Source organism: Brevundimonas sp. M20 (assembly GCF_006547065.1).
In the GTDB taxonomy this organism is placed as follows: Bacteria; Pseudomonadota; Alphaproteobacteria; order Caulobacterales; family Caulobacteraceae; genus Brevundimonas.
This window is the reverse complement of record NZ_CP041243.1, coordinates 2,860,578-2,876,554: the sequence shown is the minus strand read 5'-3', so window position 1 is coordinate 2,876,554 and position 15,977 is coordinate 2,860,578. Positions and strand designations below refer to the sequence as shown.

Genomic DNA, 15,977 nt, shown 5'->3' with positions numbered 1-15,977 from the left:
CCTGTGACGGCCCGGACGATCGGTCTGGCGGCGCTGTCCGCCCTTCTGTGGCTGCTCGGGGGGGCGGCCGCGCAGGCGCAAACGCCATCCCTGCGGCTCTACCCTGTCGCGGGCCTCTTCGGCCTCGACGCGACCGCCTGCGGACGGCCTGCCGGCAGCGCGGCGTCGAATGACACGGCCTATGTCTCGCCCGAACTCTGCTTCGCAGTGACGCCCGAGCGGCGGATGGCGCTGGGCGAGCGGTTCCGGCAGCGGGTCGCGGCCCGCTTCCCGGGCGTGGTCAACGATCTGTCGGTCGGACCGGGCGCTGGCCTGACCCGCGAGGCCACGCTCACCGGGACGGCGGTGGTCTCCCTGCATATGACCCGGCTCGACCTCTGGCGTGTCCCCAACGGCCCCTCCATCGAGGTGCATGCGCCCATGGGGCTGACGCTGATGGTCTCCGACATGGCGACCGGGGAGGTGTTGTTCTCGGAGAGCCTGAACGGCAGGGTCTCGGGGATCATGTCGCGCGGCGGCGGCCTCCAGCAGATCCAGCGACAGATCGACGGCCAGCTGGAGACCGCGCTGGACGCCCTGGTGGATCAGGCCGCGACCCGCTTCCAGCCCCGCGCCCTGACCGCGCAGGTGCGGGGCCGGGCAGGGGATCGCTTCGTGGTCGATCAGGGTCGGTCCGGCGGCCTTCGCGAGGGCGACTTCCTGGGCGGCGACGTTCGGGTCGTGCACGCCGACGCGGCCTATTCGATCGTCGAGCCCCTGCTGGGGAGCCTCAGCGTCGGGCAAGCCCTGTCGCGGCAGGTCGCCCAGCCCACGACCGCGCTGGCGCGGCCGTCGATGCTGGTTGTCGTGGCCGACGCGCCGGCGCATGTCGGTCGGCGACATCTGGCGGCCATGGTCGAAACCGCAATGGGCGAGGCGACCGCCTTCTCGGCCGCGCCGGTCAATCCGAGCTTCGTGGAGATACGGAACCAGACGCTGGGGCAGTCAGGGGCGGACTATCGCCCGCGGGCCCTGCCTGACTACTTCCTGCGCGTGACCGCGCTGGTCCTGCCGTCGGCCGGCATGCCCACCGAGGTCCGGGGCGTCTCGATCCGGTCGCATCAGGCCCGGGTGCTGGTCGAGGTGATCGACCGCGCCGGTCGGGTGCTGTTTGCCGGGCAGGGCGTGGAAAGCTGGCGCGATGCCGAGATCGCGGACCTGAGCTTCTCCGCCGAGCAGCGGGACGATCTGGCCCTGATCGCGGCGGTACGACAGGCGGTGGAGGTCGTCGGTCGGGAGTTCCGGCCACAAACTCTGCGTCTTCCGGTCAGCGCCGCCGCAGGAGGCGTTCGGGTCGCTGATCCGGGCGGGGCCCTGACGCAGGGCGTGTCCGCCTCCATCCTGCGCCGGATCGGCCGCGTCCCCGGAATCGACGGCGATGTCTGGTCTCCCGTCACCAACGTCGAGGTCGTGTCCACCGATCAGGACGGCGCCACCGCGCGCTTCGCCGGGGTGGAGGCGGTGTCCGTAAGGTCCGGCGACCAGCTGGCCTGGGAGGCGCCGTCGCTGGCCACCGCGTCCCGGCGGTGGTTCATCCAGTGCGCGGATGCACTGGGGAACGGCAGCGTAAGCGCGCGCGGCTCCATCCCTCAGCCGACGTTTGGGCCGATCGCGGTCAACGCCTTCGCGGCCGCGTTCCGGGCTCCTGTCCGCATCCGCGACTTCGAGGATGAGCTGCGCCCGCTGTTGATCGGTCAGTTTGAAGGGCTGGAGCAGATGGGCGTGCTGTCGCCGCCGCCAGAGGACGTGTGCTTCGAACCGGTCCATCAGGTCGAGCCACGCGGCGCCCCTCGCCCCCGGCAGGGGATGGTGCTGTCGGACTATGACCTGACCGTCGGTTTCAGCCTTCGGCGCAACGGCCAGCGGGTCGAGGGCGGCGTCGGCAAACAGCAGGCCCTGACCGGCGTCGCGGTGTCTGCCGGCGCTGACGCCGGGTCGCGAGCCGGCGTGCTGCAACAGGCGCTCGCGGAGGCGACCTCCGTGATGGCGCGTCAGGCGGCGGCTGAAACCACGCCCCCGAGATAATCCTCAATCCATTTCGAAACCGGAGAAGACCTATGAAGGCATCCAAACCCGTCGCTGCGATCCTGGCCCTCGGCCTCGCGGTGCTCACGCCGGCGTCCGTCAGCGCCCAGCTTCCCAACCTGCGGGGGATGGGACAAAATCTGCCGCGCAGCGTCCCGGGCGTCCCCAACCCCTTCGGCGGCGGCGCGTCCGGTGCGACGGCTCACAACCCGGATGTGTTCCTTCGTGAGGGCGTGGAGGCGACCAAGCAGATGATGGTCGCGGCCGCCGTGCTGGCCCAGATGTCGCGCAACAAGAACGACATGGCGTCGATCCGTGAGCGGGTGAACGCCATCCAGGTCGTGCAGGACGCGGATGATCTGGGTTCGTACAACGCCGCCTTCGAGGAGGACATCGACGCCCTGAAGGCCAACGCCGGAAGCGAGGCCGAGCTTCAGGCGCTGTACGAGACCGCCAACCGCAACCAGCGCGGCCTGATGCTGGACGCCGGGGTGAACATGATCCGCGCGGGTCTGATCGACGCGCAGTTGGTCTCCGACTTCCCCGCCATGCTGACGGCGGCTTCGCGTAATCCGGCGAATGTCAGCAAGCTGGGCCATCTGCGCACCTTGGGCGGTCTGGCCGGGACGCAGCTGAATGCGATGCGGTCCATGATCGGTCCGGTGTCGGCTCTCCTGCGTTCGCAGAACGTCGACGTGCCCGACGAAGCCGATCTGGGCCGCGCCCGCACCATCAGCCTGTAGGGATCATCAGAACCGGAATTGGAGAAGGCCTCGCGGTGTCCCGCGAGGCCTTCATGGTGGAGCTTAGCGGAGTCGAACCGCTGACCTCTTGCATGCCATGCAAGCGCTCTACCAACTGAGCTAAAGCCCCGAACCGTTGCCGGTCTGGTCCGCCGAGGTATTGGTGTTGGCCCCCGGCGAGGCGGCGGAAACTATGTCAGGGCCGTTTGAGGATCAAGCCCGTTTTCGCCTTTTATTTTCACCTTTTTCGAACGCTGTTCGAAAGGCGATTTCCGGGCGGATCAGAGGGCTCTGATCCGCCCGGAAGTGCGTTAGTCCTCGTCCTTTTCGGGCTTGCCGATCTCGTCCTCGAACGAGTCGTCATCGTCTTCGTCCTCGATGAAGGGCACCGAGTCATCGTCGTCGTCGCCCAGGACGTCATCGTCATCTTCACCGGCCTCGCCCATGCCGGGCTCTTCGGTCGGGTCGGTCGGCGAGTCATCGTCGTCGTCCGGGGTCAGGATCGGCTCATGGCCTTCCTCGTCGATCTCGGGCGTGGAGACGGCTTCTTCCTCGTCGTCCTCGTCGCCGTCGACCTTCTTGTCCTTGACCTGATCTTCAGCCTCGTCGTCGGCCGGGTAGCCGGCCGGACGGCCGCGGCGGTTGCGCAGCTTCAGGGCTTCTTCGGGATCGAAGTCGGTGCCGCATTTGGGGCAGTGGGCCGGACGACGGTTGAGGTCGTAGAATTTGGCCTGGCAGTTCGGACAGACCTGCTTCTGGCCCAGTTCGGGATTAGCCACGGAGGCGCCTCTCACGTTCGGGGAATTCGGGCGCGTCCCTTGCCACCCCTTGGAGCCGCTGTCAAAAACGTTCTCTCCGGCGAAATCGGTTCAGGAGCGCTGCGCGCTCCCGAACTCAGATTTCGCCGAACTTTGGAGCTTGGGCCATTTTTTGGATTCAGGTCTCGTAGACCTGAAGCAAAAATGGCCGCCACCCGCGCCTGACACGCCCTTTCGGAGACCGCTGGGTGACGAACACCACACATCTGACCGCCCGTCGCAGCCGCGCGCTGACCGGTTCCGTGCGCGCACCGGGCGACAAGAGCATGTCGCATCGCTCGATGATCTTCGGGGCGATGGCCACCGGCGTGACCGAGGTTGAGGGGTTGCTTGAGGGCGACGACGTCCTGGCCACGGCCCGGGCGGCGGAGGCCTTCGGCGCGCAGGTTGAGCGGCTGGGGGACGGGCATTGGCGGATCACGGGGCAGGGGGGCTTCCGCACCCCGGACAGCGTCATCGACTGCGGCAACGCCGGGACGGGCGTGCGCCTGCTGATGGGCGCGGCGGCCGGCTATCCGATCACCGCGACCTTCGACGGGGACGCTTCATTGCGAAAACGTCCGATGAAGCGTGTCACTGGCCCATTGGCTGGAATGGGCGCGACCTTCGACTGGTTGACCGCCGAGGATCGGGTGCCGCTGCGTTTGACCGGCGGGACGCTGACCGGCATCGACTATGTGCAGACGGTCGCCTCGGCCCAGATCAAGTCGGCCATCCTGCTGGCCGGGCTGAACGCCGGGGGCGTGACCACTGTCACCGAGCCGGAGAAGAGCCGGGACCACACTGAACGGATGCTGCGCGCCTTCGGAGCGGAGGTCAGCGTTGTGGAAGACGGCGAGGGCTGGACGATTACGCTGAAGGGCGGGCAGTCCTTGACGGGGACCTTCGTGGCGGTGCCGGGCGATCCGTCGTCGGCGGCCTTCCCGCTGGCGGCAGGGCTCGTGGTTCCGGGCTCGGTCGTCACGGTCGAGGGCGTCATGCTGAACCCGCTGCGAACCGGTCTGTTCGAGACCTGGCGGGAGATGGGCGCGGACCTGACCATCACAAACCGCCGCATGGCCGGGGGTGAGGAGGTCGGCGACATCACCGCCCGCCATTCGGCGCTGAAGGGTGTCGTCGTGCCGGAAGATCGCGCGGCCTCGATGATCGACGAGTATCCGATCCTGGCCGCCACGGCCGCCTTCGCCCACGGTGTCACCGTCATGCGCGGCGTGGGCGAGATGCGGGTCAAAGAGAGCGACCGCATCAAGCTGATGGTCGACGGCTTGCGCGCCTGTGGTGTCGCCGTGGAGGAAGAGCCCGAGGGCTTCATTGTCACGGGTGGGCCCGTGCGGGGCGGCGGGACGGTGCACACCGCCCACGATCACCGCATCGCCATGAGCCATCTGGTGCTGGGCCTCGCCGCCGAACAGCCGGTCACCGTCGACGAGCCGGACATGATCGCCACCAGTTTCCCGGGTTTCGTGGAGTTGATGAACGGCCTTGGGGCGGATATCGCGGCAGACCAATGACCGCTTCCCTCATCATCGCCGTTGACGGCCCCGCTGCCTCGGGCAAGGGCACCATCGCCGCTCGGCTGGCCGCGACCTATGGGCTGGCGCATCTGGACACCGGCCTGCTGTACCGCGCCGTCGGCGTGGGTCTGCTGGACGCGGGCAAGTCTCTGGATGATGAAGCCGCCGCGGAGGCTGTCGCGCAGGCTCTGAACGCCGGCGATCTGACCGACACCGACCGGCTGACCAGCGGAGAGGCGGGCGAGGCCGCCAGCCGGATCGCCGGCTATCCGGGCGTGCGCGCGGCCCTGCTGGCCTTCCAGAAGGCCTTTGCGGCGCAGACGGGCGGCGCGGTGCTGGACGGGCGCGATATCGGCACGGTCATCGCGCCGGAGGCTCCGGCCAAGCTGTTCATCACGGCCACGCCCGAAGTGCGGGCGACCCGGCGCTGGAAGCAGCTGACCGCGCGCGGGCACGACATCGCCTTCGAGGCCATGCTGGCCGACATCATCAAGCGGGACGAGCGCGACGCCGGGCGCGGCGCGGCTCCCATGGTGCAGGCTGAAGACGCCGTCTTGCTGGATACGACCGATATGGATATAGAGACGGCCTTCGATGCGGCCCGCCGTATCGTCGAGGCGGCGCGCGCGAAACAGGGTCTCTAGGCCCGGTCCGCAAATCCAACGCTCCAAACCTCGGCTTCCGCGGGCGCTCTGGCTGAGTTTGAAGCCTCGCGTCAGACGACCTGATTTCCCCTTTTGAACCCCTTCGCGCGGGACCTTCCGGTCGCGCGCAGAGACCCTTTTCTCCAACTCCAGAGTTACATGACCGATACCCTCTCCCCCACCCGCGACGATTTCTCGGCGCTGCTTGATGAGACCCTGCAGGGTCGTGACCTCGGCGAAGGCCAGGTTGTCCACGGCCGCGTCGTCGGCATCGAAAAGGACATCCTGATCATCGACGTCGGTCTGAAGACCGAAGGCCGCATCCCGGCCCGCGAATTCGGCATCGGCGAAGGCGCCGTGATCCCGAAGGTCGGCGACAACGTTGAAGTCTATCTGGAGCGCGTCGAGAACGCCCTGGGTGAAGCGGTCATCAGCCGCGACAAGGCTCGCCGCGAGGAAGCCTGGACCCGTCTGGAAGTCGTCTTCGCCGACGGCCAACCCGTCAACGGCACCATCGTCGGTCGCGTCAAGGGCGGCTTCACCGTCGATCTGGGCGGCGCCTCGGCCTTCCTGCCGGGCTCGCAGGTCGACATCCGTCCGGTGCGCGACGTCGCTCCGCTGATGGGCAAGGAACAGCCCTTCGCCATCCTGAAAATGGACCGTCCGCGCGGCAACATCGTCGTCTCGCGTCGCGCCATCCTGGAAGAAGCCCGCGCCGAACAGCGCACCGAGCTGGTCGGCCAGCTGCAAGAGGGTGAAGTCCGCGAAGGCGTCGTCAAGAACATCACCGATTACGGTGCGTTCGTTGACCTGGGCGGCATCGACGGCCTGCTGCACGTCACCGACATGTCGTGGAAGCGCGTCTCGCACCCGTCGCAAGTCCTCGCCGTCGGCGACACCGTCAAGGTCCAGATCGTCAAGATCAACCCGGACACTCAACGTATCTCGCTGGGCATGAAGCAACTGCAGGCCGACCCGTGGGACGGCGTGGAAGCCAAGTACCCGGTCGGCGCCAAGATGTCGGGCCGCATCACCAACATCACCGACTACGGCGCTTTCGTGGAGCTGGAAGCCGGTGTCGAAGGTCTGGTGCACGTCTCGGAAATGTCGTGGACCAAGAAGAACGTCCACCCCGGCAAGATCGTCTCGACCTCGCAGGAAGTCGACGTGGTCGTGCTGGACGTCGACGCCTCCAAGCGCCGTATTTCGCTGGGCCTGAAGCAGGCCCAGGACAACCCGTGGGATGCCTTCGTGGCCGCCAACCCGATCGGCTCGACCGTCGAGGGTGAAGTCAAGAACGCCACCGAGTTCGGCCTGTTCATCGGCCTGGACAACGACATCGACGGCATGGTCCACCTGTCGGACCTGGACTGGAACGTGTCGGGCGAGGAAGCCATCCAGCGTTACCGCAAGGGCGAAACCGTCAAGGCCAAGGTCCTGGACGTCGACGTCGAGAAGGAACGCGTCTCGCTGGGCATCAAGCAGCTCGGCGGCGATCCGATGGAAGGCGACACGTTCAAGAAGGGCCAGCAGATCACCGTCACCGTGACGGCGATCGAGACCGGCGGCATCGAGGTCAAGTTCGGTGAAGACGACGCTCCGGCGACCGCCTTCATCCGCAAGTCGGACCTGTCGCGTGACCGCAACGAGCAGCGCACCGAGCGCTTCTCGGTCGGCGATCGCGTCGACGCCATGGTCACCGGCATCGACAAGGCCTCGCGCCGCGTCTCGGTGTCGATCAAGGCCCTGGAAATGAAGGACGAGGCCGAGGCCATTGAACAGTTCGGTTCGTCCGACTCGGGCGCCTCGCTGGGCGACATCCTGGGAGCCGCCCTGCGCGAAAAGGCCGGCTCGAAGGATTAAGCCCCTTCGTTACAGACTGAAGACGGATCAGGCGGTCGGAGAAATCCGGCCGCCTTTTTCGTGCCCGCATCCCTGCCAATCGGAATTTTGTGTGCGGTTGCCGACGGTTAACTCACAATTTGGTCCCTCAGCGCGGCTTTGGCCCTTTTTCCCTCGTCGCGCGAGCGTTAGGGTGGGCTTGCATCCGGCGTTCAGATGCACCCGTATGTGCCCGGGACGGGCTGAAAAGGGCGGGGGCCTGCATGATCAAATCAGAGCTGATCGAAAAGCTCGCGGCGGAAAACACGCATCTGACCCATGCCGAGGTCGAGCGTGTGGTCAATGTCGTGCTCGGCCGTATGGTCGATGCTCTGGGCGACGGGGGGCGCGTGGAACTTCGCGGCTTCGGAGCCTTTTCTGTTCGGGGCCGCCCGGCGCGCGCCGGTCGTAACCCGCGCACAGGCGAGTCGGTCGAGGTGCCCGCCAAGGCGGTGCCTTTCTTCAAGAGCGGCAAGGAGCTGCGCGAGCGGCTGAACGCTGACTGACCCACAGGAGCCCCATGGGACTGGTTACCGAGTTCAAGGAATTCATCGCCCGCGGCAACGTCATTGATCTGGCCGTCGGCGTGATCATCGGCGCCTCGTTCGGCAAGATCGTCACCAGTCTGGTCGAGCAGATCGTAATGCCGCCGGTCGGCCTGCTTCTGGGGCGGGTGGATTTCTCGAATCTGGAGTGGGTTCTGGTTCCCGAGAACCCTGCCACAGCTGACGTCGAGAAGGTGGCCATCCAGTACGGCGCCTTCATCAACACCGTCATCCAGTTCCTGATCGTCGCGGTGGTGATCTTCCTGATGGTCAAGCTGGTGAACAAGCTCCGTCGTGAGCAGGCGGCCGCGCCGGAAGCCCCTGCTGCCCCGACCGCGACCGAGGCTCTGCTGGCGGAAATCCGCGACGAACTGAAAGCGCGCCCTAAAGCCTAGATCGCGGCTCAGGCCTTGGATGCGGTCTGTGACGTTCGAAGGGGCCTGCGCGCCCCGTGGTGGATCGCATCTAAAGGAATGGGGCGCAGGCAGATGGCGTAGTCGCCGTCATAGGGCGTCGGCGACCAAAGGGCCGTATTCGGCGCATCCGTCGCGAACTGCACATGGCAGTGGCCCCAGCCACCCTCATTGCGAGCTGTTCGGGTGAAGTCCCTCAGCCGCGCCATGGCCTCCGGCGTGACGACTGAAAGCCTCAACTTGGCCGCGCCCATGATCCGGGCGGCGTCCTTCAGGGCCGTCATCAGAACCGGAATGGCGTCGGCGTGGCTGCGCAGGGCCTCCAGATCGAGGATTTCCAGAACCGGCGGCTCGAGGATGTTCGATTTGGCCATCATGGCCATGGCGTAGGCGACCATCACGCCGTCCCGCTCGAAGGCCAGGGTCAGCGGAGGTTCCGACAGATCAGGGTCCTGCAGCCGCCACCGCTGGATCTCCGGGCTGCGGTCGGCCAGCAGCCGACCATCCTGGGTCAGGGCGGACCAGAAGGCGGCATAGGGAGAGGCGTCGCTGAAGTCGTCCAGCAGACTGACACCCGGCGGCAGGGACAGGCGAGGCGTGCGACCCAGGCGGTCGTTCATCAATTGCTCGCCCAGACCCGAAATGGCTTTGGGCGCCAGGCCGTACAGCTTGCGCCAGACCTTGCTGATCGCGAGAGGCAGGGGTGAGACCACCCAGCTGAGTTTCACCGCATGGGTCTGTTCCGGCCAGGACCGCATGCCGTGCCGGACATACAGGGGCTGGGACTTCGAATTGGCGTTGAAGGTATAGCGGGCGAAGACGTTCGGCTGGGTGGTGAAGGTCTGCAGCATCCGGCGGCTGGTCCCGCGCACGGACGGCGTCACGATGATGTTGAAGCCGGTCGCGCCATGCAGGCGCCGCTCGCCCAAGCGGAAGCGCTGGATCAGGTTGCCCACATGGGCGGCGGGTTCTCCGTCGGGGCCGTCGGCGACCCAGCCGGCGGGCGCGCCGATGTCGAGGCGGGCAGGGTTGGCGTGAAGCCATCGCCAGCCGGCCAGTGACCGTTCGGGCCAGCCGACGCTGCGGTGCAGGGCCTGGATGGCCGGATAGTCGCTCTCGGTGATCTCTCTCAGCGCCATGACGATGCTGTCCCGTTTCGGGAACCATGACAGGTTCCGGTCCGGAAACGTGCATGGACCGGACCAGTTCTGCAATCAGGAGTAGATTTCAGCGGTGTCTTTCGACACGCGAAGCGATTCCGGTTTGACTCCGGGACGGGCGGAACAAATAATGAACATCTGTCGTTCCGAGCCCGTCATGTCCCCCCATTCCGCCCTGTCATTGGAGCCGTTTCCGGAGGCCGCCGAGTCCCTGGAGGAGGTGTGCGCGCCTATGCCCCGTGACCGGGCTGCGGCCTTCCTGTTCGCCCTGTCACGGCGATCAAAGGTCGACGAGCGGCCGGTGCTGATCGCCGCATCCCGGGCCTGGCTGGGGGAGAATGGCCGGCCTTATGGACCGGGACTGCCGGGACAGGCCCTGATCCTGACGCCGGTGTCGACGGCGGCCGAGGGGCTGTGGGTGCTGGAACAGGCCCTGCGGTCCGGCGCGGTGGCGCTGGCCATGGGCGCGGTGGACGGCGTCAGTCTGGCGCAGTCTCGGCGGCTGGAGTTCGCGGCGAAGGCGGGCGGCGCCACCGGGGTGATGCTGCCACGCACGCCGGAGGGTCTCAGCGCCGCGCGACGACGCTGGCGGGTCGTGACGAGCCTGTCCGCGGCGGACCTCGACGATCCCCGCGCGCCGGGGAGAGCCCGTCTGATGGCCGAACTGACGCGTGGCCGGGGCGAACGCACCGGCGTCTGGATGATGGAGCAGGATGATGAAACGCATCGTCTCCGTCTGGCTGATCGACTGGCCGGTTTCCGTCCGCCGCCGATCGCTGGAACGGGCGCGGCGACCGGCCTCGCCGCCTGATCCCGTCCTTGATCCACAAAACCCGTTCGCCCTGATCCTGAAGAACCGGCGAGGCGCGGCCGTTATCCATGCCCTGAACCCGGTGGCCCGGGCGGCGGGACTGCGTCGGGGGCAGACCCAGGCGGACGCGCTGGCCATGATCCCGCATCTGCTTTGTCGGCCCGCCGACGTCGCCGCCGACCATCGGGCGCTTGAGGCGCTGGCGATCTGGGCCGAGCGCTGGTCGCCCTCGGTTAGTCTCGATTTGTCTGGTGACGGACTGGAAGGCCTGTTCCTCGATGTGACCGGGGCGACCCATCTGTTCGGCGGGGAGGCGGCCCTTCTGGCGCTGATCCGCAACCGGCTGGCCGAGGCGGGGGCGACCGCGCGCGTCTCCATGGCGCCGACACCGGGGGCGGCCTGGGCCCTGGCGCGTTGGGGCGAGGAGCGAGACCCTGTCGCCACCGACGAGACCCTGTCGGACCTGCTGGCCGACTTGCCGGTGGAGGCCCTCCGGCTGGACGAACGGACGGTGTCGGGCGCCCGGCGGCTGGGGCTGAAGACCGTGGGCAGCCTATACGCCATGCCGCGAGCCGGGTTGGCGCGACGGTTTCGGGACGGAGACGTCATCGGTCTGGTGAAGCGGCTGGATCAGGCGCGGGGGCACTCGGGCGAGGCGCTGACCCCGGTGCGGCCGCCCCCGCGCTATCGTGTCTGGCAGGCCTTCGCCGAGCCGCTGGGGGATGTGGAGGGCGTGGAGATGCGGCTGCCGGAACTGGCGGATGACCTGTCCCGGGCGCTGGAACAGGACGGGCAGGGGGCGAAGGCCCTGACCCTGACCGGCTTCCGCACGGACGGCGAAACGACCTGCCTGTCGGTGAGGATGGGCCTGCCCGGACGGGACGGAACGATCTGGATGCGGTTGTTTCGCGAGGCCGGTTTCGGGCGGCTGGAGTTAGGCTTCGGCCTGGACGCCCTGATGCTGAGCGCGGATCTGACCGAGCCGATGACGGCGCGGCAGGATGCGCTGGAAAGCGAGGCGGAGGCGAGGCAGGCCGAGAGTCTGGCGGCGCTGATTGATCGGCTGACCGCGCGGCTGGGCGAGGATCGGGTGCTGACGCCCGAACCGGTGGACAGCTGGATTCCGGAACGGGCCGAGCGGCTGGTCCCCATGTTGGGGCGGACACCGACGGCGGACGGGGCCGAGGTGGGACGGCGGCCGATCCTTCTGCTGGAGCCGCCGGAACCGCTGGAGGACCCGGTGTTCGACCTGCCCGACGGGGCGCCCGCGCGCTTCACCTGGAGGCGGGTCAGCCGGCGCATCGTGCGGGCCGAGGGGCCGGAGCGCCTGTCGCCCGAATGGTGGCGGCCGCGTCCGGACGGACGTGAGATGCGAACCCGTGACTACTACCGCGTCGAGGACGGCGAGGGTGGGCGCTACTGGCTGTTCCGCGAGGGGCGGTACGGCTGGGACTATACCGGTGCGGGCGATGACCGTCGGGCGCCGAGCTGGTGGATGCACGGGGTGCTGGCATGAGCTGGGATGGCCGATACGCTGAACTGGGCGCGATCACCAACTTCAGCTTTCTGGAGGGGGCGTCCCATCCGGGCGAGATCATGCATCAGGCCAAGGCGTTGGGGCTGGCCGCCGTGGGGGTGGCGGACCGCAATACGCTGGCCGGGATGGTGCGCGCCCTGATGGGGGCCGAAGAGGTGGACCTCCCCCTGATCGTCGGGGCTCGGCTGGGTTTCACCGATGGGACAGACCTCATGGTCTTTCCGCGTGACCGCCCCGCCTATGGGCGGCTGTGCCGCCTGCTGACGCTGGGCAAGAGCGAGGCTGTTCCGCAACCGGGGGCGCAGGCCGGCTGCGAACGGATCGAAAAGGCCGAGACGCGACTGACGTTCGAACAGGCGGTTGGGCTGGGCGAAGGGATGATCGCCCTTGTCCCCGCTCCCGAAGCTGTGGATGCGGCGTTCGAGGCGCGGCTGGCGATGTGGCGAAAGGCCTGGCCGGATGAGCTGTATCTGGCGGCGGCGCCCCTGTGGCGGGGCGATGATCGGCGCAGGCTGGCCCGGTTGGCGGCGATGGCGAAACGCACCGGCGCGCCGATGATCGCCACCAATTCCGTGCTGTATCACCACCCCGACCGGCGGATGCTGCAGGACGTGCTGACCTGCATCCGCGAGGGAACGACCATCGACAAGGCGGGACGGCGGCTGCAGGCCAACGGCGAGCGTTTCCTGAAGCCTCCCGAACAGATGGCGCGTCTGTTCCGGGGTCATGAGGCGGCTCTGATGCGGACGATGGAGGTGGCGCGGGCGTGTACGTTCTCGTTGCGGGAACTGGAATATCAGTACCCGGACGAACCAGTTCCGGCCGGGTATTCACCGCAGGGCTGGCTGGCTCGACTGACTCTGAAGGGGGCGAGGATGCGCTGGCCCCAAGGCGTGCCACCGCATATCCGTGCGACGATCCTCAAGGAACTGCGGCTGGTTCAGGCCCTCGGTTACGCCTCCTACTTCCTGACGGTGCACGATGTGGTCGCTTGGGCCCGATCAAGACCCGATCCGATCCTGTGTCAGGGCCGGGGCTCGGCGGCGAATTCGGTGATCTGCTTCTGCCTTGGCATCACCAATGTCGATCCGACAAAGCAGGATGTGCTGATCGAGCGCTTCATTTCGTCCGAGCGATCCGAGCCGCCGGACATCGACGTCGACTTCGAGCACGAACGGCGCGAGCAGGTGATGCAGTACGTCTATGAGCGCTACGGCCGCGACCGGGCGGCCATCGTGGCGACCATCATCCACTACCGTCCGCGGTCGGCCATTCGTGATGTGGGCAAGGCGCTGGGTCTGACCGAGGATGTGACGGCGCGCATGGCCGATACGGTCTGGGGTTCGTGGGGCGATGCGGTGAAGGACGAACACGTCGATCGCACGGGGCTGAGCCGCGACGACGCGCGAATGAAACTGGCGCTGGAGCTGACGGCCGAGATCATCAAATTCCCGCGCCACCTGAGCCAGCACGTGGGCGGCTTCGTGCTGAGCCGGACGCCGCTGATCGAGATCGTGCCGGTGGGCAATGCGGCGATGGACGACCGCACCTTCATCGAGTGGGACAAGGACGACATCGATCATCTGAAGCTGATGAAGGTCGATGTGCTGGCGCTGGGCATGCTGACGGCGATGAAGCGCGCCTTCCGCATGATCGAGGACACCTACGGGCGGCCGTTGAAGGATACGGCGGCGGTGCCGTCCGAGCGGCGGGGCGTCTACCGGATGCTGTGCAAGGCGGACTCGCTGGGGGTCTTCCAGGTCGAGAGCCGGGCCCAGATGTCGATGCTGCCCCGGCTTCGACCGCGCGAGTTCTATGATCTGGTGGTGCAGGTCGCCATCGTCCGGCCCGGTCCGATCCAGGGCAAGATGGTGCATCCCTATCTGCAGCGGCGGTCAGACCGGCGTGCCGCCGAGGCGCGGCGGGAGCCCTATGTCTTCCAGATGCCGGGATCGACGGCGGACCCGCAGGAGCTGACGCGGGTGCTGCAGAAGACGCTGGGCGTTCCCTTGTTTCAGGAGCAGGCGATGAAGATCGCCATGGTGGCCGCCGAGTTCACCGGCGATGAGGCCAATGGCCTGCGCCGGGCCATGGCGACGTTTCGCCACAACGGCACCATCGGCAACTATGAGGAACTGATGGTCGGGCGGATGGTCGCGCGCGGCTATGACCCCGAGTTCGCGCAGAACTGCTTCAACCAGATCAAGGGGTTCGGGGAGTATGGCTTCCCCGAGAGCCACGCCTGTTCCTTCGCCCACCTCGTCTATGTGTCGGCCTGGGTGAAGTGGCTGTACCCGGATGTATTCGCCGCCTGCCTGCTGAACAGCCAGCCGATGGGCTTCTACGCCCCGGCCCAGATCGTGCGGGATGCGCGGGAGCATAAGGTCGAGGTGCGGCACCCGGATGTGAACCTGAGCGACTGGGACGCGACGCTGGAGCCGCGCCCCCGGCGGCGGCGCAGGGCGATGCGTCTCGGCCTGCGGGCCATTGACGGGTTCAAGAAGGGGTGGGCCGAGGCCATCATGGCGGCGCGGGCGGAAGGGCCGTTCACCGATCTGGACGACCTTCACCTGCGGGCGCGGCTGACGCCCGCCGCCATGGATCGATTGGCCGAGGCGGACGCCTATGGATCGCTGAAACTGAGCCGGCGGCAGGGGATGTGGGCCGCGCGCGGGGCGCCGCCGGCGGCCTCTGCGCCCCTGTTCGAGGCGATGGGCCTGCGCGAGGCGGACGGTCGCCCGCCCGAGGCTCTGCCGGAACTGGCCCCGTCCGAGGAGGTGGTCGGGGACTATCAGACGATCCGCCTGTCCCTGAAGGGGCACCCGGTCCGCTATCTGCGCGATCGGCTGGAGGCGGCGGGGGCGCGGACAGCGGAGGCTTATCCGGCGGAGGCCAACGGCAGGCGGGTGGCGGTCGGGGGCGTGGTGCTGGTCCGCCAGCGGCCCGGCACGGCCAAGGGCGTCTGCTTCATGACCGTGGAGGACGAGACCGGCGTGGCCAATCTTGTGCTGTGGCCCGACGTGTTCGAACGGCTGCGCCCGGTGGCCATGGGCGCGCGGATGGTGCTGGCCCGGGGTAAGGTGCAGACCGCCGAGGGGGTGACCCATCTGGTGGTCGAGGAGCTGGAGGACTGGACGCCCATGCTGGGCCATTTGTCGCCGGATGCCGCGCCGGGCTCAGCCCATGCCCCGGCGCGGGGACGGCATCCGAGGGACGTGCGGGTGTTGCCGGGATCGCGGGATTTTCACTGAGGGGAGGGCCGGCATGAGGCCGTCGTCACAGATTTCAGGTCGGGGCAGGGCCAACAAAAACGACGTGAATGCCCTGCTGGGCGAGATGGTACCGATACTCGAGGCTGTTCCGCCTAGCCGTGCGGAAGCCGTCCGGCTGGGATTGAAGGACTATTCCAGAGGCGCGCAACCAGCCTTCAACCGCCGCCCCGGCCTCATTCCTGACCGTGTCGCGCACCATTACGACGCAGGCTCCCCGACCCCGCATGACCTTCACATAGACCTCAGCGTCGCCCGAGGCGCGGAAGCCCCGGCCCCAGGCTTCGTCCGTTCCCGGGACCGTTATCCGCTCGAAGTCATGAAGCAAGCGCTGGTCCGCGATCGTTCCACCCGTGCGGATCACCCCCTCGCAAGAGGCAACGGCGCTACGCGTCAGGCCCGGCAATGTACTATCCTGCGCCAGAGCGGCTCCGGCGATTATCAGAGCGGGCGCCATCGCCAGAATTCCATAGCCAGACAGCCGCATGTCGTTCTCCCAAGATGCGCTGTGACTCTAGGGGAGTGGGTCATGCAGAAAACTGACAACTCGTGACGACGCGGCGAGACGTCCCGGAAAT

The 15,977-nt window shown here is 67.6% G+C and carries 13 protein-coding genes and 1 tRNA gene; 10 read left to right on the top strand and 4 right to left on the bottom strand.

The window, feature by feature from the left end:
* The first annotated feature begins 3 nt into the window (after positions 1 to 3).
* Complete coding sequence (locus tag FKQ52_RS14160; RefSeq protein ID WP_141627780.1) at positions 4 to 2,064, top strand: hypothetical protein; 2,061 nt, start codon at positions 4 to 6, stop codon at positions 2,062 to 2,064.
* Positions 2,065 to 2,096: 32 nt separating this feature from the next.
* Positions 2,097 to 2,807, top strand: coding sequence for a hypothetical protein (locus FKQ52_RS14155; protein ID WP_141627779.1), 711 nt, complete (start codon positions 2,097 to 2,099; stop codon positions 2,805 to 2,807).
* Between the two features lie 54 nt (positions 2,808 to 2,861).
* Here the strand turns inward: FKQ52_RS14155 and FKQ52_RS14150 are convergent.
* Both FKQ52_RS14150 and FKQ52_RS14145 read right to left on the bottom strand, forming a co-directional pair.
* Positions 2,862 to 2,937: transfer RNA gene (locus tag FKQ52_RS14150), tRNA-Ala, on the bottom strand.
* Positions 2,938 to 3,118: 181 nt separating this feature from the next.
* Positions 3,119 to 3,586: a TIGR02300 family protein gene (locus FKQ52_RS14145; protein ID WP_141627778.1), complete on the bottom strand. Its 468-nt coding sequence runs from the start codon at positions 3,584 to 3,586 to the stop codon at positions 3,119 to 3,121.
* 305 nt (positions 3,587 to 3,891) lie between these two features.
* On the opposite strand from FKQ52_RS14145, the gene aroA reads away from it, so the two are divergent.
* The 5 genes from aroA to mscL all read left to right on the top strand — a co-directional run bounded on the left by aroA (position 3,892) and on the right by mscL (position 8,604).
* Positions 3,892 to 5,136 carry a 3-phosphoshikimate 1-carboxyvinyltransferase gene (gene aroA, locus FKQ52_RS14140; RefSeq protein WP_240811818.1) on the top strand — a complete coding sequence of 415 codons (1,245 nt, stop codon included), beginning with the start codon at positions 3,892 to 3,894 and terminating at the stop codon, positions 5,134 to 5,136.
* Positions 5,133 to 5,783 (top strand): (d)CMP kinase, encoded by a 651-nt coding sequence (cmk, locus tag FKQ52_RS14135; protein ID WP_141627776.1) that lies wholly within the window; start codon positions 5,133 to 5,135, stop codon positions 5,781 to 5,783. The genes aroA and cmk overlap by 4 nt, the downstream gene beginning before the upstream one ends.
* Positions 5,784 to 5,942: 159 nt before the next feature.
* Positions 5,943 to 7,646: a 30S ribosomal protein S1 gene (gene rpsA / locus FKQ52_RS14130; RefSeq protein ID WP_141627775.1), complete on the top strand. Its 1,704-nt coding sequence runs from the start codon at positions 5,943 to 5,945 to the stop codon at positions 7,644 to 7,646.
* Between the two features lie 242 nt (positions 7,647 to 7,888).
* A complete protein-coding gene (locus tag FKQ52_RS14125; protein WP_141627774.1) occupies positions 7,889 to 8,170 on the top strand; it encodes an integration host factor subunit beta in 282 nt (93 codons plus the stop codon).
* 14 nt (positions 8,171 to 8,184) lie between these two features.
* A complete protein-coding gene (gene mscL / locus FKQ52_RS14120; RefSeq protein WP_141627773.1) occupies positions 8,185 to 8,604 on the top strand; it encodes a large-conductance mechanosensitive channel protein MscL in 420 nt (139 codons plus the stop codon).
* Positions 8,605 to 8,612: 8 nt separating this feature from the next.
* Here the strand turns inward: mscL and FKQ52_RS14115 are convergent, their stop codons facing one another.
* Positions 8,613 to 9,761 (bottom strand): N-acetyltransferase, encoded by a 1,149-nt coding sequence (locus FKQ52_RS14115; protein ID WP_240811662.1) that lies wholly within the window; start codon positions 9,759 to 9,761, stop codon positions 8,613 to 8,615.
* A 178-nt stretch (positions 9,762 to 9,939) separates the two neighbouring features.
* Between FKQ52_RS14115 and FKQ52_RS14110 the strand changes: the two genes are divergently transcribed.
* Genes FKQ52_RS14110 through FKQ52_RS14100 form a run of 3 tightly spaced genes read left to right on the top strand, consistent with a single transcriptional unit; the run spans position 9,940 to position 15,381 of the window.
* Positions 9,940 to 10,593: a hypothetical protein gene (locus FKQ52_RS14110; RefSeq protein WP_141627772.1), complete on the top strand. Its 654-nt coding sequence runs from the start codon at positions 9,940 to 9,942 to the stop codon at positions 10,591 to 10,593.
* The gene (locus FKQ52_RS14105; RefSeq protein WP_168196869.1) at positions 10,499 to 12,109 is read left to right on the top strand and encodes a DNA polymerase Y family protein; all 1,611 of its coding nucleotides are present in this window, start codon (positions 10,499 to 10,501) and stop codon (positions 12,107 to 12,109) included. Before FKQ52_RS14110 ends, FKQ52_RS14105 begins: the two co-directional genes overlap by 95 nt.
* On the top strand, positions 12,106 to 15,381 hold the full coding sequence (locus FKQ52_RS14100) for an error-prone DNA polymerase (protein ID WP_141627770.1): 3,276 nt from the start codon (positions 12,106 to 12,108) through the stop codon (positions 15,379 to 15,381). Before FKQ52_RS14105 ends, FKQ52_RS14100 begins: the two co-directional genes overlap by 4 nt.
* Positions 15,382 to 15,415: 34 nt before the next feature.
* On the opposite strand, the gene FKQ52_RS14095 is transcribed toward FKQ52_RS14100, so the two are convergent.
* Entirely contained in the window at positions 15,416 to 15,886 is a 471-nt protein-coding gene (locus tag FKQ52_RS14095) for a hypothetical protein (RefSeq protein WP_141627769.1), read from the bottom strand.
* Positions 15,887 to 15,977 lie beyond the last annotated feature (91 nt).

Coding starts and splice junctions, on each gene's coding strand:
- FKQ52_RS14125 (WP_141627774.1), top strand. CDS start 7,889: ATGATCAAATCAGAGCTGATCGAAAAGCTCGCGGCGGAAAACACGCAT.
- aroA (WP_240811818.1), top strand. CDS start 3,892: ATGTCGCATCGCTCGATGATCTTCGGGGCGATGGCCACCGGCGTGACC.
- FKQ52_RS14095 (WP_141627769.1), bottom strand. CDS start 15,886: ATGCGGCTGTCTGGCTATGGAATTCTGGCGATGGCGCCCGCTCTGATA.
- FKQ52_RS14100 (WP_141627770.1), top strand. CDS start 12,106: ATGAGCTGGGATGGCCGATACGCTGAACTGGGCGCGATCACCAACTTC.
- FKQ52_RS14110 (WP_141627772.1), top strand. CDS start 9,940: ATGTCCCCCCATTCCGCCCTGTCATTGGAGCCGTTTCCGGAGGCCGCC.
- FKQ52_RS14155 (WP_141627779.1), top strand. CDS start 2,097: ATGAAGGCATCCAAACCCGTCGCTGCGATCCTGGCCCTCGGCCTCGCG.
- FKQ52_RS14105 (WP_168196869.1), top strand. CDS start 10,499: ATGAAACGCATCGTCTCCGTCTGGCTGATCGACTGGCCGGTTTCCGTC.
- mscL (WP_141627773.1), top strand. CDS start 8,185: ATGGGACTGGTTACCGAGTTCAAGGAATTCATCGCCCGCGGCAACGTC.
- rpsA (WP_141627775.1), top strand. CDS start 5,943: ATGACCGATACCCTCTCCCCCACCCGCGACGATTTCTCGGCGCTGCTT.
- FKQ52_RS14115 (WP_240811662.1), bottom strand. CDS start 9,761: ATGGCGCTGAGAGAGATCACCGAGAGCGACTATCCGGCCATCCAGGCC.
- cmk (WP_141627776.1), top strand. CDS start 5,133: ATGACCGCTTCCCTCATCATCGCCGTTGACGGCCCCGCTGCCTCGGGC.